General features: G+C 67.0%; 20 protein-coding genes. 1 reads left to right on the plus strand and 19 read right to left on the minus strand.

Translation table 11 applies throughout. The features are described 5' to 3' along the window. Window positions 1-20 precede the first annotated feature (20 nt). The 12 genes from VW23_RS02425 to VW23_RS02480 all read right to left on the minus strand — a co-directional run bounded on the left by VW23_RS02425 (window position 21) and on the right by VW23_RS02480 (window position 12,702). On the minus strand, window positions 21-515 hold the full coding sequence (locus VW23_RS02425; RefSeq protein ID WP_141728192.1) for a hypothetical protein: 495 nt from the start codon (window positions 513-515) through the stop codon (window positions 21-23). Beyond that, window positions 493-1,806: a hypothetical protein gene (locus VW23_RS02430; RefSeq protein WP_069908003.1), complete on the minus strand. Its 1,314-nt coding sequence runs from the start codon at window positions 1,804-1,806 to the stop codon at window positions 493-495. The genes VW23_RS02425 and VW23_RS02430 overlap by 23 nt, the downstream gene beginning before the upstream one ends. Further along, the gene (locus VW23_RS02435) at window positions 1,803-3,548 is read right to left on the minus strand and encodes a baseplate J/gp47 family protein (protein WP_069908004.1); all 1,746 of its coding nucleotides are present in this window, start codon (window positions 3,546-3,548) and stop codon (window positions 1,803-1,805) included. The genes VW23_RS02430 and VW23_RS02435 overlap by 4 nt, the downstream gene beginning before the upstream one ends. Further along, window positions 3,545-4,030 (minus strand): GPW/gp25 family protein, encoded by a 486-nt coding sequence (locus VW23_RS02440; RefSeq protein WP_084645444.1) that lies wholly within the window; start codon window positions 4,028-4,030, stop codon window positions 3,545-3,547. Before VW23_RS02440 ends, VW23_RS02435 begins: the two co-directional genes overlap by 4 nt. A 4-nt stretch (window positions 4,031-4,034) precedes the next feature. Further along, window positions 4,035-4,433, minus strand: coding sequence for a PAAR domain-containing protein (locus VW23_RS02445; protein ID WP_069908019.1), 399 nt, complete (start codon window positions 4,431-4,433; stop codon window positions 4,035-4,037). A 12-nt stretch (window positions 4,434-4,445) separates the two neighbouring features. Further along, on the minus strand, window positions 4,446-5,117 hold the full coding sequence (locus VW23_RS02450) for a phage baseplate assembly protein V (RefSeq protein WP_069908005.1): 672 nt from the start codon (window positions 5,115-5,117) through the stop codon (window positions 4,446-4,448). Between the two features lies 1 nt (window position 5,118). Beyond that, window positions 5,119-6,150, minus strand: a complete 1,032-nt coding sequence (locus tag VW23_RS02455; RefSeq protein ID WP_141728193.1) for a hypothetical protein — start codon at window positions 6,148-6,150, stop codon at window positions 5,119-5,121. A 9-nt stretch (window positions 6,151-6,159) separates the two neighbouring features. Next, window positions 6,160-6,813: a DUF6046 domain-containing protein gene (locus VW23_RS02460; protein ID WP_069908007.1), complete on the minus strand. Its 654-nt coding sequence runs from the start codon at window positions 6,811-6,813 to the stop codon at window positions 6,160-6,162. Then, entirely contained in the window at window positions 6,813-8,021 is a 1,209-nt protein-coding gene (locus VW23_RS02465; protein WP_069908008.1) for a hypothetical protein, read from the minus strand. Before VW23_RS02465 ends, VW23_RS02460 begins: the two co-directional genes overlap by 1 nt. Before the next feature lie 3 nt (window positions 8,022-8,024). Beyond that, window positions 8,025-8,405 carry a hypothetical protein gene (locus tag VW23_RS02470; protein WP_069908009.1) on the minus strand — a complete coding sequence of 127 codons (381 nt, stop codon included), beginning with the start codon at window positions 8,403-8,405 and terminating at the stop codon, window positions 8,025-8,027. Window positions 8,406-8,443: 38 nt separating this feature from the next. Then, on the minus strand, window positions 8,444-10,747 hold the full coding sequence (locus VW23_RS02475; protein ID WP_069908010.1) for a hypothetical protein: 2,304 nt from the start codon (window positions 10,745-10,747) through the stop codon (window positions 8,444-8,446). Between the two features lie 329 nt (window positions 10,748-11,076). Then, on the minus strand, window positions 11,077-12,702 hold the full coding sequence (locus VW23_RS02480; protein WP_069908011.1) for a hypothetical protein: 1,626 nt from the start codon (window positions 12,700-12,702) through the stop codon (window positions 11,077-11,079). A gap of 409 nt (window positions 12,703-13,111) precedes the next feature. Between VW23_RS02480 and VW23_RS02485 the strand changes: the two genes are divergently transcribed. After that, window positions 13,112-13,663: a hypothetical protein gene (locus VW23_RS02485; protein WP_141728194.1), complete on the plus strand. Its 552-nt coding sequence runs from the start codon at window positions 13,112-13,114 to the stop codon at window positions 13,661-13,663. A gap of 30 nt (window positions 13,664-13,693) precedes the next feature. Here VW23_RS02485 and VW23_RS02490 read toward each other — a convergent pair whose 3' ends face one another. From VW23_RS02490 to VW23_RS02520, 7 genes are all read right to left on the minus strand, one after another. After that, window positions 13,694-14,800 carry a hypothetical protein gene (locus VW23_RS02490; protein WP_069908013.1) on the minus strand — a complete coding sequence of 369 codons (1,107 nt, stop codon included), beginning with the start codon at window positions 14,798-14,800 and terminating at the stop codon, window positions 13,694-13,696. Further along, window positions 14,800-15,417: a 5-bromo-4-chloroindolyl phosphate hydrolysis family protein gene (locus VW23_RS02495; protein ID WP_069908014.1), complete on the minus strand. Its 618-nt coding sequence runs from the start codon at window positions 15,415-15,417 to the stop codon at window positions 14,800-14,802. Before VW23_RS02495 ends, VW23_RS02490 begins: the two co-directional genes overlap by 1 nt. A gap of 2 nt (window positions 15,418-15,419) precedes the next feature. Beyond that, on the minus strand, window positions 15,420-17,000 hold the full coding sequence (locus VW23_RS02500; protein WP_141728195.1) for a substrate-binding domain-containing protein: 1,581 nt from the start codon (window positions 16,998-17,000) through the stop codon (window positions 15,420-15,422). A gap of 3 nt (window positions 17,001-17,003) precedes the next feature. Beyond that, window positions 17,004-18,062: a toxic anion resistance protein gene (locus tag VW23_RS02505; protein WP_069908015.1), complete on the minus strand. Its 1,059-nt coding sequence runs from the start codon at window positions 18,060-18,062 to the stop codon at window positions 17,004-17,006. Between the two features lie 96 nt (window positions 18,063-18,158). After that, complete coding sequence (locus VW23_RS02510; RefSeq protein WP_069908016.1) at window positions 18,159-18,962, minus strand: glycerophosphodiester phosphodiesterase; 804 nt, start codon at window positions 18,960-18,962, stop codon at window positions 18,159-18,161. 17 nt (window positions 18,963-18,979) lie between these two features. Continuing rightward, a complete protein-coding gene (locus VW23_RS02515) occupies window positions 18,980-19,816 on the minus strand; it encodes an ABC transporter permease (protein WP_084645445.1) in 837 nt (278 codons plus the stop codon). A gap of 4 nt (window positions 19,817-19,820) precedes the next feature. Continuing rightward, window positions 19,821-20,681, minus strand: a complete 861-nt coding sequence (locus VW23_RS02520) for an ABC transporter permease (protein ID WP_069908017.1) — start codon at window positions 20,679-20,681, stop codon at window positions 19,821-19,823. Window positions 20,682-20,757 lie beyond the last annotated feature (76 nt).

Raw genomic sequence — 20,757 nt, forward strand, 5'->3', positions numbered from 1 at the left:
TTCGCCTCCGGATCCCGTGATCAGCCGAACGGGAAATCGATCTGCCAGAAAAACGTCACGTCCTGCCCGTTGCGCAGCGTCACGGGCTCGAAGATCACCTGGTTGTAGAGCGTGTCCCCGGCCAGCAGCCCGGCTTCGCTGACGCCGGCAATTTCGCGGCTGGGCGAGAAGCGGGCCGAGACGTTGACGCGCACGAAGCCGGCGAGATCGTCCTTGATCTCAAAGCTCTCGGGCGGCAGCGCCGTGCTCAAGGCAGCATCGGGGATGGCGAGCGCGGCATCGGGCGGGGTCAGCGCCAGCAGTTCGGAATTGCCCGGCTCGCCGGCGAAGCCGATGCCGATGCTGTCGATCCGGCCGGCGCCGCCAATGCCGGCAAACAGGTTGGCAATGAGGCGCGCGCCGCCGCGCAGCACCATGTTGGTGGTGTCGCGCTCAGCGACGAGACCGCCGTCAGCCGAGCGGACCTGCAGCACCATGCGGCCGCGAGGCGCGCTATTCGAACCGGGCTGTGCCAAGGCCACCCTCCCCAAGACGGAAACCAAAATCGAACCGGTCATTGCGTCCGGCAGGGCCCTGCTCGGGGTCGAGCAGGACCCAGGGACGCCAATGGCGGACCTGTTGGCGCTGCACTTCCTCGAAGGGCGCGAAGCGGACCACTGCCCGCACACCTGCGGCGTGCAGTGCGCCGATGCTGCGCTCGAGCGCGTCGGCAACCAGCTGGTGCGGACGCATCGGCAGGTCGACGCCTGCCGGCTCGCTGACGATGGTGCGCGGCACGACGACTTCGAACGAGGCTGCCTCGCGCTCGCGCCAGCTCATCTCGAGCTGGCCAATCGGGCCAGCCGGGAACAGGGCGTGGTCGAAGCTGGTCTCGTCGAACATCCCCTCGCGCAACGCGTCATCGGCGAGGGCGAAGGAGAAATGGTCGAGCCCGCGAACGTCATAGAGGCCAAGGCTGAAGTAGATCCATTCGCTGGGGCCGCGAGGCAATGGCGGGACCTGTGCGACCGGGTCGAACTGTGCTTTGTCGAACGAAGTGCCGAGGACGAAGCCCGACAGGCTTTTCAGCCTGGCGCTGACATCCTCGCCGTTTAGTGTTGCCGTCAGCGTCCGGTCGGTCGCGTCGCGGGGGGCGATGACCAGTTCAGAACCGGCGTCGATGCGGTCGGGGAACAGGATCATGTCGCCGGTGGTGAGGTTGGCGATGAGCGGCGCCGTCGTCCGCCGGCCGCCCAGCCCGACAAGCCGCAGCGTCGGAATGGCGTGATCGAGGCCGGTATTGGTCTCGGTCCAGCGGAACAGGGCGGGGACCAGCCCACCGCGAGCCCGCAAGGTCGGGCTGCCGCGCGGCCGCTCAGGGAACTCCTCCAGCGCGAGCGGCTTGAACCGCGGGCGTTGCTTTGGAGCTGTCCAGGGATCGGCGACCGGGTTCTCGACCAGTCCGGGCATGAACACCGACGAACAGGCATCCTCGGCATTGCGCAGGTAGGTCTCGACGAACAGCCGGATATCGGCAGGGGCAAGGGCGCCCGAGAGCATGGCCTCGACCAGCGGCAGCAGCCGGGCACGGAGCGTTTCGAGCGTCTCATAGGGCAGCGCCTCCACCCCGCACAGCGCCGCGATCTTCTTGAGATCCTCCAAGCTATAGGCCTGGTTGACCCAGTGGGTGCGGCGCAGGCGTTCGATGTCCTCCTGGATAGCGTCGTATTGGAGGGCGAAGGCCGCGACGAGCTCGGCGATCACGCTGTCTTTGGCGATGCTGTAGGGCGCCGGCAACAGCTCGAGGATGCGGTCCAGCGTGTTCATTGCCTGAGCTCCACGGCAATGACCACGAACTGCTGGTTGCCCATGACCTCAAACGGCGGAGCGTTCACCGCGATGGTCACGAACTGGTCGAGCGCCGTCAGCGTGACGCTGAGCTGCAGCGGGTCGATGGCAAAGCGCGTGTCATCCCGCAAGGCGCCGAGGATCGAGTTGGCATCGACGCTGAGGCCCGGCCGCAAGGTCCTGGCATAGGCGGTCAGCCGCTCCTTGAGCTCAGTGCGGATCTCCTCCAGCGAGGTCCCACCGATCGGCGTGGCGCCAATCGAGGCGCGCAGCTCGACGCGAACCAGCGGACCGGCGGGGCCAAGCGGATCGGCATAGGTCAGCGTGCCGAAGCCGATATCCTTGTCGTCCAGCACGACTCCTGAACCTTCCTCGGGCTGGAAGTCCGCGCCATCGGCGGTCGGCTGCCCCAGCGGTCCGATGCCGAGGGTCAGGTCGGCGATGCGCGGGTCGCCGAGTAACGCTGCCACCACCGGCTTGCTCCGCACCAGCTGGCCCACCGGCTTGTCGCGGACATATGCCACCAGCTTGGCCCTGACCCCGCGCTTGATCTCTTCGATCTCCGGAGCGGTGCGGGACGAACCGGCCAGCACCAGCGTGACCAGCGCGGCGAGCCTGGTGACCGCGGCTTGCTGCTGGATCACCTTGATGCCGGCGGGCCGCAGCTCCTCGATGCGTTTTTTCACAGTGTCGGGCAGTTCGGACAACGGCTCCCTGAGCTGCACCGACACCGCGATCTCGCCGGCGACGCCGTTGGGCATCTCGACGATCGAGACGCTGGTGACGTCGGGCAATGCCAGGAGGCCGTGCCGCATGGATTCGAGCGTGCCTTTGTTGGCGGCAATCAAGGCATCGCGGGTGCGGGCGCGCAGCGCCTCGTCGCTCTCGTCGGCGGTCGAAAGCACGGTCGCTTCTTCGTTGCTGACGCTCTCGATGCCGGCAATGGCGCGCTGCACCACTGAGAGCTCGCCGACCTCGACCGCCCGGGTCGAGCGCAGCGCGCCCTGCACCCGAACCTTGGCAACACTCTCGCCGGCCTGCATGTCGAAGCGTTCGCTGGTGATGTAGCGCACCTTGTCGGCGACATCGGTGACCAGCGTGCCGGCGGGTATGCTGATGCTGCCGGTGGCGCTGGCGCGGCGGGTGAAGGTCACGGTGCCCACCGCATGGCCGGCGCGGAAGCGCTGGCGGTCGAGCAGCGCTACGACCTGGTCGAGCGAGGAGCCGGTTGCGGTTTCGACGAAGGCGCTGTCATAGGCAATGCCGAGCTGGACGTAGAGGCCGGCCAACTCACGGCTCATCGCTTCGACGATGGTGCGGGCAACGCTGCCGACATTGAGATCGGTGATCGGCGTCGGTTCGGCGCTGCGGGGGTAGTAGTTGACCGTCAGGGTGGAGCCGGGGGCCGGCTTGCGCTTGGCCAGTGGGCGGAACCGGATGCCGTCATAGACATCCGGGTCGGTGGCGGCCGGGATCAGCTCGTACTCGTTCAGCGAGAACAGCACCTCAACCGGCTCGGCGCCCGGCTGCGGCACGGACCAGCCGCGCACCACCGACACCCGACGGGCCGGGCGGGCGGTGAACATGATGTCGGGGATGACGACCGGGCGGGCATCGGGGTCGTAAGCGGCGACCTGGTGGTGCTCGGCGGATACGCCCTTGGTCAGCGTGGTCAGCACGTCCTGCACGATATCGGGATAGCGGCGGACGACGAAGCTCATAGCGCCAACTCGAACGTCAGGGACAGGGGGTCGTCGTCATGCAGCGGCTCTACCGCGAGCGTGATGCGCAGGGTGTCGGCGAAGCCTGGCACCGGCTCGACCAGCAGCGAGGTCAGCGCCTTGACCCGGTGCTCCTGCCGCACTGCCTCGATGACGTAGAGGCGCGCCAGATGGCGGGTGGTGTCATTGCTGGTCTCACCGATCAGCGTGACGAGGCGCGAGCCATAGTCGGGGTGGCCGAGCGGCGCGAGCGACCCCTTGAGGGTGAGCAGCCGCAGCACCAGGGCCTGGGCGAGATTGGCCCGCCCGGCGACCGTGTCGATGTCGTCCTTACCGCTGGTTCGAGTCCCGATCATGCCGGGAGCCAATTTCAGGTCGAGCGTGCCCCAGCTATCGGCGGCGTCGAGCGGCGCGCGCGACGGCGTGCCGTTGTAGCGCGTCATCGCCAGGTCGGTCGAAACGAGGGGTGTGCCTGCCGCCATGCCGCTACCCACCCACCATCACGGTTCCGGCCGCGACGACCGTGCCCACCGGCGCGTCGGCCGGATCATTACAGGTCAGCGCGATATCGCCGGCCCGCGCCGCCGGCTTGCCGCCGATGCGGACCGTGGCGCTGCCGCGCTGGATCGTCCCCTTGTTGCTGGGCGGCTTCTGGAAGCTGACGCCGGGCGGAGTCGGCAGATGCGGCGGCAGGTTGTCGGCGGTCGAGCCGACCACGGCGGCCTGCAGGCCGCCGACGCGCACATTGGCGATCAGCCCGCCATTCAACATGCCGGTGAACGGATGCGGCAGCGGCGTCGGCACCATCACTACCGCCGGCACCATCACGATGTGGATGTCGACGCCGGTAATCTGGTCATTGGCTTTGGCTGCGGGCTGTCCCACCATAGGTCTCCGTCAGTTGAGGTCGATCATCTGGCCGGCGATCTTGACGGCGGTGTCGCCGGAGATCTCGACGCTCGATGCCTTGAGCGTGAGCTTGCCGGGTGTCTCGATGCTCACGTCTCCGGCCTGCTTCATGGTCAGCTTGGCGTCCCCCGCTGAGACGGTGATCACGCCGTCCGAGGCGCCGGTCTGCTGCAGGTCGACCTTGAGCGCTCCGGTCTCGAGCCGGATGCCTTCGTTCATCACGGTAATCGCCACCCGCACTTCGCCGTCGAGCACGAGCGTCAGCTCGCGCGAGCCGTCGCCGGGCGTCTTCACCCGAAGCTCCATCCGCCGGTCGGGCTCGGCGTCGGGCGGCAACTGGGTGACGACCACTCCGGGTTCGTTATCCGGCGGCTTCAGCTTCTGGTTGTAAAGCCGGCCCACCACCACCGGCGCATGGAGGTCCCCGCCGAGGAACTGCACGATCACCAGGTCACCCTGCGCGGGAAGCGCCGCAAAGCCCATGAAGGGGACGGCGATCGGCACGTTCGGCAGCACGACGCCGGATTCGCGCAGCTCCACGGTGCAGCTATGGTCGTCGGTGCCGCCCTGCACCGAGGTGACCACGCCGAGGCAGGCCGGGTTGTTCTGCATCGCTTCGTAGCGAGCGATCCGGCGCAGCGACTGGACGAGTTCCTGCATGTTACAGCAGCCCTCCCAATGCAGCGCCGAGCGAGCCGAGCAGGGCCAGCGGATCGAAGCTGTCACCGCCCCGCATCAGCCGGGCGGTGGTCGATGCGCCGGCGGGGCCGATGCGATGGCGCACCGTGTCCAGCCAGTAGGGTCCGCTCGCCAGGCCATCCGGCAGGTCCTGTACCTCGATCACCGCACCAGGGCGCAGGCGCGGCACGAGGAAGGCTTCGAGCCGGCCGCTGCCCTGGGTGGCGGCGAGCATGCGTCGCCGGGCGGCACTGGCGGTGGCACTGGCCTCGACCGTACGGAGGGCCGGCTCCCATTCCCACTGGGTCCCCGCACCGGGGCCTTGCGGACGGTTGCCGCCGAAGAAGTCGGTGGTGGGGCGCAGCGCGTCCTCGGACGCGGCATCGCCCACACCGCTTTCGCCGGTGACGGTGACCTGGTGCGGCGCCGGGCTTTCGTCGAGCCAGAAGCGGGTGAGTTCGCGCCCGTAACGCAAGGCAATGTCGGCTTGGGTCGCGTCGATGATGGTCGCCGTGAGGTCACCCTCGGGCGCCGCCGCCAGCATTGCGCCGGACCAGGCGGCAAGCCGCGTTGCGTGTTCGGTCGCGTTGCGCGACGGATCGGCCGCGTAATAGCGCAGCATCACGCCATCGACGATGTTGCCGGTGGCGAGGCCGGCGTCGTCGGCGAGGTTGCGGATCACCGTGCCGGCGCTGAGATTTTCGAAGGTTGCGGCCGGGCGATGGCGCGCCAACTGGCCGAGGACGCCCATGCCGCTGACGGTGATCCGGTCGAGCCCGCGGCGAATGCCGGAGACGATGCCGGTAAAGACCAGTTCAGCGCCTTCCCCGCCATCGAGGCTGAGCTGGATCGGGTCTTCGGGCGCAGCCTCGAGCGGCGCGCCGGCCGGCAGCGTAACGGTAAGGCGATCGAACCTGGGGGCCGCAGCCAGCATCAGGTCGATGCTGATGACCTGCTGGGTCCAGCGCTGCTCGGCGATTGTCAGTTGGTAGGCGGGGCGGAGCAGGGAGGTCATGGCCATGCCTCAACCGAGCAGCTTTGCAGCGGCGGCCCGCACCGAGGCCACGGTGTCGTCGAGCTTGCCGACCTCCCCAAGCGCGTCCGCCACGGGCTTGGCCACGTCGCCGAGACTGCCGAGATCTGCCATCGCCGTCAGGCTGTCGATGGCGCCCATCGCAGCGGCTGCCAGTTCCATCACGCTGCCGGCCTGGTCGGCGATATCGGACACCAGGTCGCCGAGGGCGCCCGGGTCGAAGCCGAGCTCGCCGAGGCCGAAATCGCCGAGCCCGCCGAATGCGCTGACTTCCGCCGGTGGCGGCAGCGGCGGGCTCTCGGCGAGGACGATCGCATAGGCCGTCTGGCCGTTGACCCCGACGGCCTGCTCGGCGGCGAATGCCTCGATGACCATGCGATCGATGTCGAGCGCGGTGGCGATGTCGGCGGTGAACGTCACCTCGTCGCCGGCCGCCGCCTTCTTTTGCAGCGCGGCGAGGTCGTCGGTGGCCGTCGCGGTCAGCAGTACACCGGCGAGGGTAACGCGATGCGAGCGGCGGCCAATATGCTGGTGCACGGTGCCATCGAGCCCGGCGATCCGGTGGCGGCGATAATCCTGCTCGATCTCCTGCCGGATGACCTGCACGGCCTTGAGCTCGATGCCATCAAGCATTGGCGTGGCCATCACTCCGCCCCCGTGAGGCCGAGCTCGTTGACCGCCTCGGCCAGCCGGTCGCCGAAGGACTCGAACGACGTGTCGGGATCGGGCGGCGCGGCACTTCGGTGGTTGGCAGCGCGGGCGACGATCTCGATCAGCGTGTCCAACTGCCCCGCCAGGGCAATCGCGGCGCCTTCGCCGCCATCCGGCGCGGCGGTTGCGACGATCGAGACGGCTGCCGGAGCGGGCGCTCGCGCGCCGTCGGCGGACGGAATGGTGGAACGCGTGGCGCCGGCAGGCGAGGCGGCGGGGGCGATGCGCCGCCGTTGCACAGGTACGGCGGGCGTCGCGACGGGTGTGGGTCCAGTCTCGATCGTTGCCGATGGAGCCGGCGCCGACGGCGATGGAGTTTCGATACGGAAGCGTGGGGGCGGACCGCGCCGAGCGGACCGGTTGCCGAGCCGACCGGGAGAGGCCGCGGTAGCAGCATTTCGCACAACCCTCAGTGGTGTGTCGCTTCCCGGGGCGGAGGCGGGTGGCACAGCCGGCGCCGGCGAGGCGGATGCTGTGCGTGGCGCTATTGGCGCAGCGTCCTCGGTATGGCGTGGAGCTTGCCCGTTTGCCGGCTGCGGCTGTCCTTGCGCCGACCGCGGCACGGGTCGATCCACTGCTTTATCTCCGTGCGGCATGGTCTCGGGTGGTCGTTCCGCAACGTCGTCCGTCGCCGGCCTTGGGTCCGGCTCGATCACGATGCGGGTCATGCCGTCCGCGACCGGATCGGCGTCGGTGGTCGTGGCAGCCGTGTCCGACTGGCCGAGGGCAAGCCACAGCGCTTCGACCTCAGGAACTGCCATTTCACCCAGTTGCACCGGGGTGATGCCGAGGGTCCGGCAGAGCCCGAGCGTCACTTCGCCCAGCCCGGTCGGATCGAGCGGCAAGGGAGGCGCGGCCGTGCCTTGCAGCCACAGCGCGAGGGCGACAAGCGCTGGGCGGCGTACCGCATCGGCTGGGCCTCCATCGCTGCAGAGCGCCAGGAACTGGGCTTCGAGGAAGGCCGGGTCGGCATCGGCGTAGCGGGCGAGGCGGCATTTTTCGCCCCAGCGCACGGTGCGCAGCTTCGACGGCTGGCCCAGCGGATCGAGCACCGCTGTTCCGGCGCCGGCATCGGCGGTGAATGGCAGAGTAAGGTCGCCGTCGCGCACCTGCATCTGACGGATGTCGACGCGAGCGGCCACCGATCACTCCTCGCGGACGCGGGTCGCGCTGAAGCCGTAGACGGTGCGGCCATGGGCCCCGGCGCCCATGTCGAAGGCCTTGGTCTCGGCGTAGCAGTCGTCGAACGTCACCGAGCGTGCATCCGGACCATGCCGGAGCGTGGCGCTGATGGAGAATTTTTCGCCGCTGGCCAGCAGCTTGTCGAGGGTGGCGTTCACCGACGCCACCGCCAGCGACCCGGTCACCACGCGCAGCCCGAAATACACCGCCACGCGTTCGTCGGTGCCGACCGCCCCGACATTGGTGCGGTTGCGCTCGACCGCATATTCGATGGTCTGAAGACCGGCGATCGTCTCCTCGTTCACTTTCACTTCCGAGGCGAACGCAGTGTAGACCTGTGCCATGCCCTGCTCTCCGAATTACTCACGCGTCAGAACCGGCGTCAGTTCTGCACGAGGATCGTGGCGTAGACGTAGTCGATGGCCCGGACCGGCCGGATGGCGATATCGACGCGGACGATGCCATTGGCGAAATCGGCCTGGGTGGAATGCACATCCACCTTGAAGGGTGGATCCTTGCCGTCGGTGCTCGGCACCAGTGCGCCATCCCTGGTCATCTGCAGGAACATGGCGATGATCTGCTGGCGCAAGGCGTTACGGTTGCCCTCGTTATTGAGCAGGCCGATATAGACGTCGGCGATCGCCTTGACGTCGCGCACCGCCTTGTTCGCCGTGCGCTGCACGTTGATCTGCCGGCCGCCGGTCAGCACGCCCTTGATCACGATGGTGCCCAGCCGCCGCTTCTGGTTGACGACCAGCACATTGCCGGCGACGAGCCGGTTGAGCTCGGCATCCGAATAGTCGCCGGGCGGCACGCCGAGCGCGGCGACGTTCTTGAAGGTGGGTGACTGGAAGTAGTCCTGCAGGCTCAGCAGCCCCGCCACTGCCGCCTCCGAGCCAGCGGGCGCGGTCAGCACGAAATCATTGCTGCGGACCAGGTCGGCGTGGCTGAGGATGGCGGGGACGCGCGTACCGGCCGCCGCGCCCGATGCGGATCTGGCGACCGAACCGAGTCCGATCCGGTTGCGGACCTGGCCGACCATCTTGGTGCAATGGGCCTGCACCAGCTGGTGCACGGCGACGATATCCGGGTCGCTCAGTTGTCCCGCCACCGAGGCGATCACCAGGTCGACTTCCTCGGCGCTCTCGAGCCGTTCGAGCGCTCCCTGGTAGTCGTTGACCGATGGCGAGGTGCCGCCATTGAACGGTTGGGCCCGCCCGCTGTTCGACGGCATCGAGGTGAGCTTGCTGCGCACGAACAGGTCGACCGCGCTGAGGAAGCGTGAGCCCTGCAGTGCCGCGGGCAGGTAGTTTGGATCGTCGGGATCCATGGTCAGGTCGGCAAAGGATTCGACCGGTTGCCCGTTGAGGAAGACCGCGAGGTTGACCACCGGCGTCGTGCCGTCGACGCTGGACTTGCCTCGCTTCAGTTCGACCGCGATCTTATCGCCGGCGGCAACCTGCGGAATATTCTCGCGCCGCTGCAGTTCCAGCAGATCCTGGCCGCCATTGCTGAGAGCGAGGGCCTGGCCGATCGGCCGGCCGCCGGTCAGCGGCACGCCGCCGGTATTGTCCGGCAGGTTGGTCGCATTCTCGGCCTTCTTGAACTCGACCAGCGGATCCTTGAGCTTTTCGATATCGTCGAGCTTGGCCAGATCGGGACCAGACTGATCCGGGTAGACCACGGTGGCCTTGCCGTCGGCCATCACGTCGATGGCGACGCGACGGGTGAGGTTGGTTTTGGCCTTGGCATCGAGAGGAGCGTCGCGCAGCTTGCGGATGACGACGTCAGGGTTGACCGCCGCTTTCTGCAGCAGGTCGTCGACGCCAGCGGTCGTCGTGTAGATCACCGGGTCTCCGGCGCCGAAAACCGTGAGCTTGGTTTCGTTGCCGGCGTTGTTCTCCACCGAAAAGCTGATCGCGGCCCCGGCGCTTCCGGCGGCCTTGGCACTGATGTCGAGGCCCGCATGCTCAACGCCGTAGCGACCGTCGCGCACTGCGACGCTCAGGTTGTTTCCCGGGCGACCGGGCTTTTTGGCCTCGATCAGCAGAACATCGCTGCCGCCCGATCGCAGCTTGGCCGCGGCACGGCGCAGGTCGCTCTCGGCCAGGTCGGTCTGTTGCACGTCCTCGGGCAGCGATTTCGCCAGCACCGGATCGTAGGCGACGATGGCTCTCGAGGTGAAGTTGATCTGGTCGAACAGATAGCTGGGGCTGGTCTCGTCCATCACCAGGTTGCTGAGCGTCTCGATCACTTCGCCGTTGCGCAGCAAGGTGAGGTTGACGTGCTTCACACCGCTGCCGTCGAGCGTGCGCACCTGCTCGATCCTGGCAGACAGGTCCTTGCCCCAGGTGCCTTCGGCGCGCGCCTCGAGGATGGCGATATCGTCCTTTTCGTCGTCTCGAAGCAGTAGGCTGGCTTTGGTGCCGGCGCCGGGCGCGAGGCGCGCCACCACCACTTCCTTGACGCCGTTGATGAAGGCGGTGCGCACTTCGGGCATCGAGAAGGCGCTGCCGGGACCGAAGATATCGAGGAACTCGGAGAATGATCCGACGGGCGTCGGGGTCAGCGGGCCGAAGTCGGTGACCCCGACGACGCCGAGTATGCCTGTCGCGCCCGGGAGCACTGGGGCGGGCTCGAATTCAAACTTTACCTGGACGCCGGGCACGATAAGAGCGGAAGCCATCGACACACCTTGTGCAAGTGTTCGCGATAGTTACATTTCTATCAGAGTGACATATCCATGTCGCGCAAGGCGATACTGCTCATCGTCTACCACTTTTGAAATTGTGGCAAAGATGCGTCAGGTCAGCCGCTGCTGATTATTTTGTTGCATGCCGAAAATCGGGGTGCAAGCAAAAATGTTAACCGCAAGGACTGTCGATGGCGATCGGCCCGTCGGATGAAATCAAATGAATTCAATGTAGATGCTTGTCCGGCACTGAGCCGCATCGCCCGGAAATCGCCGAGAATCCGGGTTCTCCGCTATGTCGCCGTTCACTTGTCTCGCGTGCGTCAGCCCGGGCTGCGATAGGCGCCGAGCAGCTTGCCGCCCAGCAGGGCGCCGTGGCTGGCGGCGAGCAGCAGCAGGAAGGTGGTGCCGGCCGGCGGCATCTGGGCGAAGACCTGGGTGCCGCTGCCGACGGCTCCAGACGCCGTGAGGCCACCAATGCCGCGCACGGCTTCGAAGATGAGGCCGACATAGATGGCGGCGAGGAAGCCGGTAATGGCGATGGCCTGGACCCGGCTGGAATCGACCACGCCCTCGCTGTCCTCGGTTTCGCCGAACACCATGTCGGAGAGCTTGGCCTGGCTGGGCTCGGATTTGGTGAGGACGATGGTGCGGCGTTCGGGCACCATCGGGCCGCCGCCGGGTGAGGCGCCGCCCTTGCCGGGTTCCATCAGCAGGCTCGACAGCACCGTGGTGCCGGCAGTGATGCCGATAAGGGCCCAGAGCGCGGCGTCCATTGTCGGAACGAAATCCAGCAGCCGGCCGAGGTTGGCCTTCCAGGTATCGAACTGCTGATCGGCCCCGGCAGTGGTGTTGAGGTGTGCCAGCCCCGCCTGCACGCGGTTGAGGTCGCCGCCCCAGAAACCCGCATTGAACAGGGCGATGCTGGTCAGCCCGCCCATGATGATGATCAGCCAGAGCGCAAACTGGGCCCGCGTCAGGCTCATGCGATTGCGCTTATCGATCAACAGGCCAAGCGGCCGGCCGACGACGCCGATGCCGGCCGAAATCGACAGCACGGCAATGGCCGCCATGGTCAGCAAGGTGGGAAGGAACAGCGACAAGGTTCGCCCCTGGTCCGAAACAGTCAGGCCGGCGAGCCAGCTCCTGACGCCGGCCCACCAGTCCTGGTTTGGGGTCGAGAGCGTTGCCGACAGTGCGGCCTGCCACTTCTCCTGGCATTGCGACTGCCCCTCGGCGGTCGGCAACCAGGCACTGGGCGCAATATAGAGGCTGCGGGTATCCTGCGGGTTGATACCTGTTTCGCAACCGGTGGGGACCTGGGCGACGAAGGCCGTCTCGGTTCCTCTGCTTACGGTGCCGACGCTGAGCGACCACAGGCAGGCGAAGGCGAACAGCACGATTGCCACCACGGCAAGCAGGATCCCCCAGCCCTCGGCACGCTTCGAAACCAGGGGACGTTGTGCGGCGCGCGGGGCATAGACCCCCGTTCCGGACGGCAGTCCGGTGCCCGAAACGAGGGAAACGAAGCGCGGCTCGCCGATGGAAGCAAGTTGCTTGAAGGCCGAGATCTCGGCGCCACCCTCGGCGACCCGGAAGCGGCCGATCAGGTCCCCCGGTGCGGCAGTGGTCCACGGCGCGGGCGGGGCGAGCTGGGTGGTGTCCAGCGTCTTGCCGTCGGCGCTCGGCCACAGGATCAGGCGATGGCCCTTCAGGTCTTCGGCCACTGGCGCCTCGGCTGCCGCGGCGCTGTCGCGCACGTCGGCGCCGTGGCCGGGGTCGTCCTGCGCAGGTAGCGCCTCGAACCGGTTGAACGTCCCCGGGACGTCGCCTGCCACCGCGGCAATGTGGCGCCGCAGGGTGCTCAGCGTAGAGGCGTCGCCGCCCTCGGGAACCCGCAGATGCATGGTTTCCGCCCAGATCACCTGGGTCGTCGCAAGTTTATCCACTGCCCCCTCCCGATCCGCCGAAATCCCGGTTCGGCGGCGTGATGCATCCATAAGTTCTGAAGACAAAGTAGCAGATACAGCAAGTAGACGTTGAGCATAGGTGGCGAACCGATGCCGTCCTTCAGCAATACCACTACACCGTGGTCTATGGTCGTGCCAGTCGAAAAGTGCGCCACGCAGTTATTGCAGTGTGGCGTCCAGCCAACAGCCCAGTTACGGCGCGGCATTGCCGGCAATTGGTCTTGCGCGATGTAGAGACGGAGGGCCGCTGGCGTTCGAGTTCGGCTTCTGTTTGGCTCAGGTGGCGTTGATGGCCGGCGATAATCGGCGCAGCACCAACCCCCTCGCCGGGGCCTTACATTTTCCGCACCGGCAGCTGACACTCGCGGGTCAGCAGAGGAGAATCGCCGTGCGCCCACTATTGGTCAGCGTCCTGTTTGCCGTCATCGCCCTTACTGCTGCACCGGCGTTGGCGCAGAGCAGCTACACGCCGCTCGACCTCGACGCCTGCGAGGTGCTGAAGGTCTACGAGGAAGCGGGTGGCGCGGACCTCCGCTGCCCGGGGCATGGCGGGTTCGACGTCTTCGTGTCGGAAGGCGATGCGCGGATGGACGTCGATTTCGGCGTGCGCAACGAGGTGTTCGAGACCTTCTCAGCCTTCAACAGCGTCGGCAAAACGGTGGAATGGCTGGAGGACGAAGACGGGGTCCAGGCGGCGGTGCTCCGCTTCCTGATCGACGTCGATGGCCGCAGCGCCGAAGCGCTGGTGGTCAGCAAGGTGGGGCTGCGCGATGCGCCGGGCTGCGTTGTCGCCATCGTGGATGCCGCCGCTGAACAGGCCAACGGGGTGGCGCGGGGCCTCGGAGCGATGGCGAAGTTCTTCGATTGCGGCAGCGACAGCGTGGTGATCGTGCCGGGCGCCCGTGGTCTGGTTGCCGATTTCAGCGGCGCCAACCAATGAACCGGCGCGAAGTCTGCCGCTTTCCTCGGGCTAGGCGCTGACCTTACTGACCAGCGACAGCATGACATCGGCGGCGGGCATCGGCAGCACGGACGAGATTTCCGCCGGCAGCAGTCCGCCGACAGCGCTCTCGACGCTGCCGGTGACGGTGCCGAGGGGCCCGCGAAAACCATGCCGGGTCCAGGCCAGCTCCTGCAGCTTGGGGGTAGTCAGAGCTTCGAGCAGCCGATCGGCGGCCGGATCGATGGTGATCAGCGGATGCGCCGAGAACACGGTGGGCCGGGGATAGAGCACCGCCGGGTGGGCCGAGGTGCTCGCCTGGATGCGGGCCCAGCGCTGGGGATCGGCGAGGATCCACTCGACCAGTTGGTTCTCGTAGCCGACGATCATCGGCGCGGCGCCGAGCCCTCCCGCCAGATATTGCTCGAACAGCTTGCCTGACGAGGACGACTTCAGCCCCATATTGCGGAAGATGGCTTGCGCCTTGTCGCCAAACTCGGTGAGGGCCGTGGCATTGGGTACATCGCCGGACAAGAGGCTCAGCACCAGGCCGGCGAACATGAAGCCGGAATTGGAGCGGCTCGGGTCGGTCGAGACGATGCGCGAGCGGCCATAGAGCGCGTCGACCCCGAGCGCCGACCAATCGGCGCCCTCGAGGATGGCATCGAGCAGCGCCTTGAGGTCGAGCTGCTGGATGCCTTCCATGGTGGAGGTGACGAGCCCGGTCTTGATCAACCCGGCAACCACCGGCCCCCAGGTGTAGACGACGATCGGCGAATTGAGCACGACATCGTCACGGCGGATCTTGATGCCGTTCTGGCGCGCCATGTCGACCATGATCGACGAGGACGGCCAGAGGAATTGCGGGTTCTGCGATAGCAGTGCCGGCTCGCGCACCATTTCGACCGAGCCGGCGACCCGGACGTCGAGTTCGAGGCCGTAGCCGTCGACGACGCGGGCCACGTCCGGGTCGGCGAGGAAGGCTTCCTTCTCGCCGCCGATAAAACCGAACAGCTCAGTGCGGTTGCCGAGCAGGCCCTGCAGTTCCGGCCGGTCGCGCAGCGCCAGGTAGCCGCCGGTGCCGGCCACCCCGAGGCCGAGCAATCCCAATCCAAAGGCGCGCCGCGAGATGGCCATCAGCGTCCGAGATCCTCTTTGAGTGAAGCCTGGATGAGCTTGAGATCGACATCGAGGGTGCCGAGTTCGGCATCGACCAGACCATCGGCATAGTGCACGAAGGCGTCCTCGAGCTTGATCATCACCGCATTGATCTCGGTGAGCCGCTGGGTATCGGGGTTGCGCTTCTGCTCCAGCAGCCGGTAGCCGTCGGCAATCTCGGCGGCGCGCGGCAGGTAGTAGCTGAGAAAGCGCCGGACGGCGGTGGCGCTAGCCGGGTTGGCCTCGACCTTGCCGACCACATCGGCGGAAATCTCGGCCAGATGCCGGGCGCGCAATCGCACCTCGGGATCGTCGATCGCTTCGGCGGCCAGTTCGAGCTGCTGCCGCGGCGCGGCGGCCTCGATGAGCAGGTCGCGGGCATAGGCGAGCTGGCCCTTGCCAATGGTTTTCTCGTCGACCCCGTCGAACAGCTGCCGCGGCGTCAACAGGAACACCAGCCCGGCAAACACCAGGCCGCCGATGATCACGGCGATGAGGAACGGCACGCCGCCGAGGATGCTCAATCCGGCGACCAACGCGGCAGCGACGAGCCCCGCGACGATCCAGTTCAGGTCGTTACCGAACCAGCGCAGCATGATCAGTTGTAACCGCGGGCGGCGCGGAAGGCGCCGGCGAGGTCGCCGCGCCCATCGAACACCCGCGCCGAAGTGGCGGCGGCGAGCGTATCGAGTTGCGTCTTGTCGGCGTCGCCGAAGGTGATGCCGAAGACCGGCACATGCGGCTCGATGCGCCGCCACTGCTCGAGGAAGCCCAGGGCATCGCCCTCGCTGCGGCCATCGGTGAGGATCAGGATCGCCGGCAGGTGGTCGTCGCGATCCGGTGCGGCGGCGATCCTGGTGAGTGCATCGGCGGCGCAGGAATACATGTCGGTGCCGCCATCGGCCTGTTCGTTGGCGACTTCGGCGAGCAGCGCCGCCTGCGCCTCGGCATCGCCGGTGGCCTCGAAGCCGCTGCGCACCCGGCCATCAAACGGCAGGACGATGATGCGGTCCTCGGGCGACCACTGCACCAGCACCTGGCTCGCCTGTTCCGGGGTGAGGAGGAAGCGCATGGCGGCCTGTAGCTGCTGTTCGCCCTCGCCCTGCATCGAGCCGGAGAAATCGAGGCAGAGCGCACTCAACGAGGGCTTGCGCAGCGCCACCTGATAGAGGTCGAGCGCCTGGCGGATCACCGCCGGCTCCGGCAACCGGATGGCGGTCACGATGCGGGTCGGATCGAAGTTCCAGTCAGGCTCGGGCGTTGCGGCGATGGCGTCCGACGAGAACGGCAGGCGCCGGCCGGTGGCGGCGATCTGCTTCTGCACCTCGGCGGATTGCAGGTAGGCGACGAGCTCGGTGAAGAACTTTTCGGTCTCAGGTCCCGTGCCCCGATCGATGAAGCCGAGCGGCGAATCCGCTACCGCGACGCCATCGGCGGGATAGATGGCGTAGAGCGGCTCCTGGTTCAGCGGCTTCAGCTTGTCGTTGGTCTCCTTGAGCACCGCCTCATAGTTCCACATCGCATCGTAGCCGGAGCCGGACTTGGCTGCCTCGACATAGAGGTCGGCGAGCCACCCCGATGAGCCGGAGGATCGTGTCACCCCCTGCAGCAGCGCCTGCACGGTGCCGCGCACGGTGGAATCGTCGAGATCGCCCGGTTCGATCACCGTCTTGCCGCCGAGCGCGCTCGACAGCATGGCGAGGTAAGCGCTGGCGCCGGAGTTGGATTGGGTCGCCGAGGTCATCAGGAAGCTGAGGCGCTTCTGCTGCACTGCGGCAAGGATATCGGCCATCAGCACGTCCTTGCCGATCCAGCCCAGCTCCTCGGCCTTCGACTTGCGCACCCCGAGGATTACCGGCATCTGGGCGATCGAGGTCAGGTCTTTGACCTTGCGGCCGGTGTCGAACAGGTCGATCCAGACGCTGGAGGCCGGCCACACCGCGTCCGCTGCGACGCCGTCGGCGCTTTGCAGCGCGAGGCCGATATCGAGCGAGCCCTCATAGCTGAACGTGCAGGTGGTGTTCCGCTGTTTGCAGAACGCCTCGACGATCGGCTGCAGCACGGTGTTCTCGGAGCCGGCAACGAAGCTGAAGCTTTTGGCCGACTCGCGATCGCAGGCGGCAAGTGCGAGGGCGGCGAGCGCCACGACCACCACACCGAGAGCTCTCAGCACCGGCATGGCTCAGGCGCCAGCCAGCGTCTGCTTGAGCGCGACCGTCATCTGCTCCATCTGCTGTTCGGCTGCGGCCCGCTTCGTGCGGCCCTGCTCCTGCACCTTGACCACGGTCTCAATGGTGTCGATCAGGTCCCGGTTGGCCTGGGCCAGCGTCTCGATATCGATGATGCCGCGCTGCGACTGCTCCTCGATGGCGATGGCCTGGTCCTTCATCATCTGCGACGCTTCGCGGATCATCTTGTTGGTGGCGTCGGTGACGGTCTTCTGCATGTCCAGCGCCGACTTCTGCTGCGTGAGCCCGAGCAGGATCACCATCTTCTGCTTCCAGGCCGGAACGGTCAGTGCTGAGGTTGCCTGCAGGTTCTCGATCAGCGTCTCGTCGCCGGCCTGGACGATGCGGATCTGCGGCAATTGCTGGATGCCGAGCTGACGCGCCTGCTGCAGGTAGAACACGCGCTTTTCCAGCCGGTCGAGTGCCTGCGCGCTATCCTGGTAGGCCTGCGCCGCCAACAGGTCCCCGGCGCCGCCCGAGGCACCAACCTCGGCCGCCGCCTTGAGCCGCGGCAGTTCGATGGCGCGGAATTTCTCGGCGAAGCTCTTGCCGGCCGCAATGAAGCTGTCGAGCCGGAGGATCGAGCCGCGGGTCTCGTCGTGCAGGGTGTCGAGCACCGCGATGTCGCGGCGCAACGTATCCTTGTGGCGGTCGAGTTCGAGCCCGATGCGGTCGATCTGGCCGGCGACATCCTCGAACTGCGCCTTGAACTTTTCGAGCCGGGCCCGGGCCGAGCCGAACAGGCCGCCAAGGAACCCTTGCTCTTTCAGCGAAGCCGGATCGAGGTTCTTGGCCTTGAGCAGGATGTCGGTGAGGAGTTTTCCGGCCTGCCCGACATCCTTGTTGCGCACCTGGGCGAGGATGCGGTCGGAGTATTCGGTGACCGCCTGTTGCGCCCGCTCGCCATAGACCGAGATCGACGATCGGTCGCCGAGGTCGATGGCGTCGGCGATGCGGGCCACCTCCGCCGGGTCGGCGCTTGATGCCAGCGAAGTCGCTGCGTGCTCAGCCATCGATCAACCTTCTCGTCTGTCGCCTCGCCGGACATTCCCAGTGGTGTGTGACAGTTGCACGACAGTATCGTGACAGTCCTGTTCGCGGGCGAAAGCTCAGCTGACAGCCTTGGCGAGGAAGTCGCGCAGCCAGCCGACATCGTCGCCCGAGAGGGTGTCGATGAGGCCGGACCGGAGCCAGGCCGGCAGGGTGTCGTCCCAGCCGAGGCCGGCGCGGCGGGCCATCTCCCAGGTGCGCGGCTTATAGGCGTGGCAGCGGATGCTGATGCCTGCCTGGTGTAGCGCCGTGGCATCGGCGGGGTCGAAGACGTCGAGATCGATGCAGAGTTCATCGAGATCCGACATCCGGGCGACGGCGACCGGATCGGGGAATTGCTCGTGCACGATGCCGCCGGTGCGCAGCCCCGGGATGCGCGCCTTCACTGCCTTGAGGCTGGCATGGTCGAAGGAGATCATCATCACCCGCTCGCGGTCGGCAGGGTTGGCGAGGACCAGGGCCAGCGCCTCGTAATAGGCTTCGAGGTCGACCTTCTCCTTGATCTCCACCTCGAGCACCAGGTCGAGCTCATGCGCCAAAGCGATGGTCTCGGCGAGGGTCGGCACGCGGGTGCCGGCAAAGTTCGGGTCGAACCAGGAGCCGGCATCGAGCGCGGCGATGTCGGCGGCGGTCATCTCCCGTGCCGCGCCGCTGCCATTGGTCGTGCGGTCGAGCAGCAGGTCGTGCAGCACGACGATCTGCTGGTCGGCGCTGAGCACGGTGTCGATCTCGAGGCTGGTGGCGCCGAGCTCATGCGCCGCCCGGAAGGCGGCAACGGTGTTTTCGGGCGCCGTGAGATTGTGGCCGCGGTGGCCGCAGAGGCGGATGAAGCCGACATCTTTGGCGAGGAAGGGGTTGGGCATTTGAGGCTCCGAGAGGGCTAGAGTTTGCCGAGGCCGGCGGCCATGACGTCGTCCTTGCCGAGGCGTTCGGCGATGACGAAGATGACCAGCATCGGGGTGAGGAGGATGAAGGTGACGACGGCGGCGGTCGGCAGCACCAGCACCTCGCCGCCGAGATAGCTCCAGAGCTGCACGGCAAGGGTGCGCACCTTGGGCGCCCCGACCATGAAGCTTTTCTCGAACTCCTCGAACGAGGCGATGAAGGTGAGGAGGCCACCGGCGGCAAAGCCCGGCCAGGCGAGCGGCAGGGCGATGCGGGTGACGGCGACGAAGGGCGAAGCGCCGAGGGTACGGGCGGCGAAGATCAGCTCGTTCGGGATGCCCTCGAGCGTCGCGGTAAGGATGCGGATCATGAAGGGCAGGGTGCCGACCAGCTGCACCAGGATGACCCCGGCCACGGTGCCGGCGAGGCCGAAGCGAAAGAAGATCTCGCCGAGGCTGACGGCGACGACGATGCCGGGGACGATCACCGGCGCGAGGATGAAGATCTCGACGAAGCGCTTCAGCCGGAACGGAAACTGCGCCAGCGCCCAGGCGGTCGGAAAGGCCAGGGCGCCGGTGAGCACCGTCACTACAGCCGAGACGAACAGGCTGAGCAGCGCCGCCGGCAGCACGTGACGATCGGCCAGCACTTCCGCCCAGGCCGAGAGTGAGAACGAGCGCGGGAAGATATCGGGCGGAAACCAGCCGACAGCCGGGTCATAAAAGGCCCAGAGCGCGACGATGGCGACCGGGAAGAACAGTGTCAGCGCCAGGTAGGCATAAAGGCCGAAGCCGACGAGCGCCTGCGAACGCTTGGTGCGGTTGGTCGCCATGGTGTCAGCCCTTTGCCGCTTTGCTGCGGCCGAGCGAGCCGATGATGGCGTAGTAGGCGAGCAGCACGGCGATCGCCATGACGCTCAAGAGCGTCCCCATGGCGTAGACCATCGGCCAGTTCCCCTTCTTGAAGCCTTCGTCGAACATGTGGACGCTGAGCGGCAGCGGGTAGGTCGGGCCCAGCAGGCTCGGGATGACGTAGGAGCCGAGCGAACCGATAAAGCTCAGCAGCACCGCGGCAGTGATGCCGGGCTGAGCCAGCGGCAGCTGGATGCGGGCGATGATGGTGAGCCGCCCGGCTCCGAGGGTGCGCGCGGCGGCGAGGATGTCCTTGTTGATCGAGGCCATGGCGCCGGCGATGATCAACGTCATGAACGGCACGGTTTTCCAGGCCGAGGCGATGATGGCGCCGATGGCCCATTCGTCGCGCACGAGGCGCGGCAGGGCGATGCCGAATGGGGCGAGCAGCCGGGTCGCCATGCCGCCGCGATCGAGGATGATCAGCACGAGGAACCCGGCGACGATGCCGGGCACCACCAGCGGGATTTTGTAGAGCGTGCCGAAGAGGTTCCGCGAGCTTTCGTTGGCCTGCATCAGCGCCGACAGCGGCAGGCTGATCATCAGGCTGACGATGGTCGGCGCGATGCCCAGCCACAGCGAGAACCACAGCCCATCGGTGAACACCGGATTGGCGAGCAGTTGTGCCCAGGTATCGAGGGTCAGCGCCGCTGCGCCGGCCTCATTGCTGGTGAAGCTGCCATAGACGACGCGCAGCAGCGGCAGCCCGAACAGCGCGAGCAGATAACCGACGCCGGGCAGCAGGCAGAGCAGCAATGTCGTGAGTTTGACCTTGCCCTCGTTCACGGCTGCACCCCGTAGCCGCAGGGCAGTCGCATGTTGGTTCCATGCACCGGACTCTCGGTGCTCCTCCACCGTGAAA

The organism is Devosia insulae DS-56 (assembly GCF_000970465.2).
Classification (GTDB): domain Bacteria; phylum Pseudomonadota; class Alphaproteobacteria; order Rhizobiales; family Devosiaceae; genus Devosia_A; species Devosia_A insulae.

Excerpts from the sequence above, each read along its gene's own strand:
- VW23_RS02430 (WP_069908003.1), bottom strand. The coding sequence starts at position 1,806 with ATGAACACGCTGGACCGCATCCTCGAGCTGTTGCCGGCGCCCTACAGC.
- VW23_RS02435 (WP_069908004.1), bottom strand. The coding sequence starts at position 3,548 with ATGAGCTTCGTCGTCCGCCGCTATCCCGATATCGTGCAGGACGTGCTG.
- VW23_RS02440 (WP_084645444.1), bottom strand. The coding sequence starts at position 4,030 with ATGGCGGCAGGCACACCCCTCGTTTCGACCGACCTGGCGATGACGCGC.
- VW23_RS02450 (WP_069908005.1), bottom strand. The coding sequence starts at position 5,117 with ATGCAGGAACTCGTCCAGTCGCTGCGCCGGATCGCTCGCTACGAAGCG.
- VW23_RS02455 (WP_141728193.1), bottom strand. The coding sequence starts at position 6,150 with ATGACCTCCCTGCTCCGCCCCGCCTACCAACTGACAATCGCCGAGCAG.
- VW23_RS02460 (WP_069908007.1), bottom strand. The coding sequence starts at position 6,813 with ATGGCCACGCCAATGCTTGATGGCATCGAGCTCAAGGCCGTGCAGGTC.
- VW23_RS02470 (WP_069908009.1), bottom strand. The coding sequence starts at position 8,405 with ATGGCACAGGTCTACACTGCGTTCGCCTCGGAAGTGAAAGTGAACGAG.
- VW23_RS02475 (WP_069908010.1), bottom strand. The coding sequence starts at position 10,747 with ATGGCTTCCGCTCTTATCGTGCCCGGCGTCCAGGTAAAGTTTGAATTC.
- VW23_RS02490 (WP_069908013.1), bottom strand. The coding sequence starts at position 14,800 with ATGGCCATCTCGCGGCGCGCCTTTGGATTGGGATTGCTCGGCCTCGGG.
- VW23_RS02495 (WP_069908014.1), bottom strand. The coding sequence starts at position 15,417 with ATGCTGCGCTGGTTCGGTAACGACCTGAACTGGATCGTCGCGGGGCTC.
- VW23_RS02500 (WP_141728195.1), bottom strand. The coding sequence starts at position 17,000 with ATGCCGGTGCTGAGAGCTCTCGGTGTGGTGGTCGTGGCGCTCGCCGCC.
- VW23_RS02505 (WP_069908015.1), bottom strand. The coding sequence starts at position 18,062 with ATGGCTGAGCACGCAGCGACTTCGCTGGCATCAAGCGCCGACCCGGCG.
- VW23_RS02510 (WP_069908016.1), bottom strand. The coding sequence starts at position 18,962 with ATGCCCAACCCCTTCCTCGCCAAAGATGTCGGCTTCATCCGCCTCTGC.
- VW23_RS02515 (WP_084645445.1), bottom strand. The coding sequence starts at position 19,816 with ATGGCGACCAACCGCACCAAGCGTTCGCAGGCGCTCGTCGGCTTCGGC.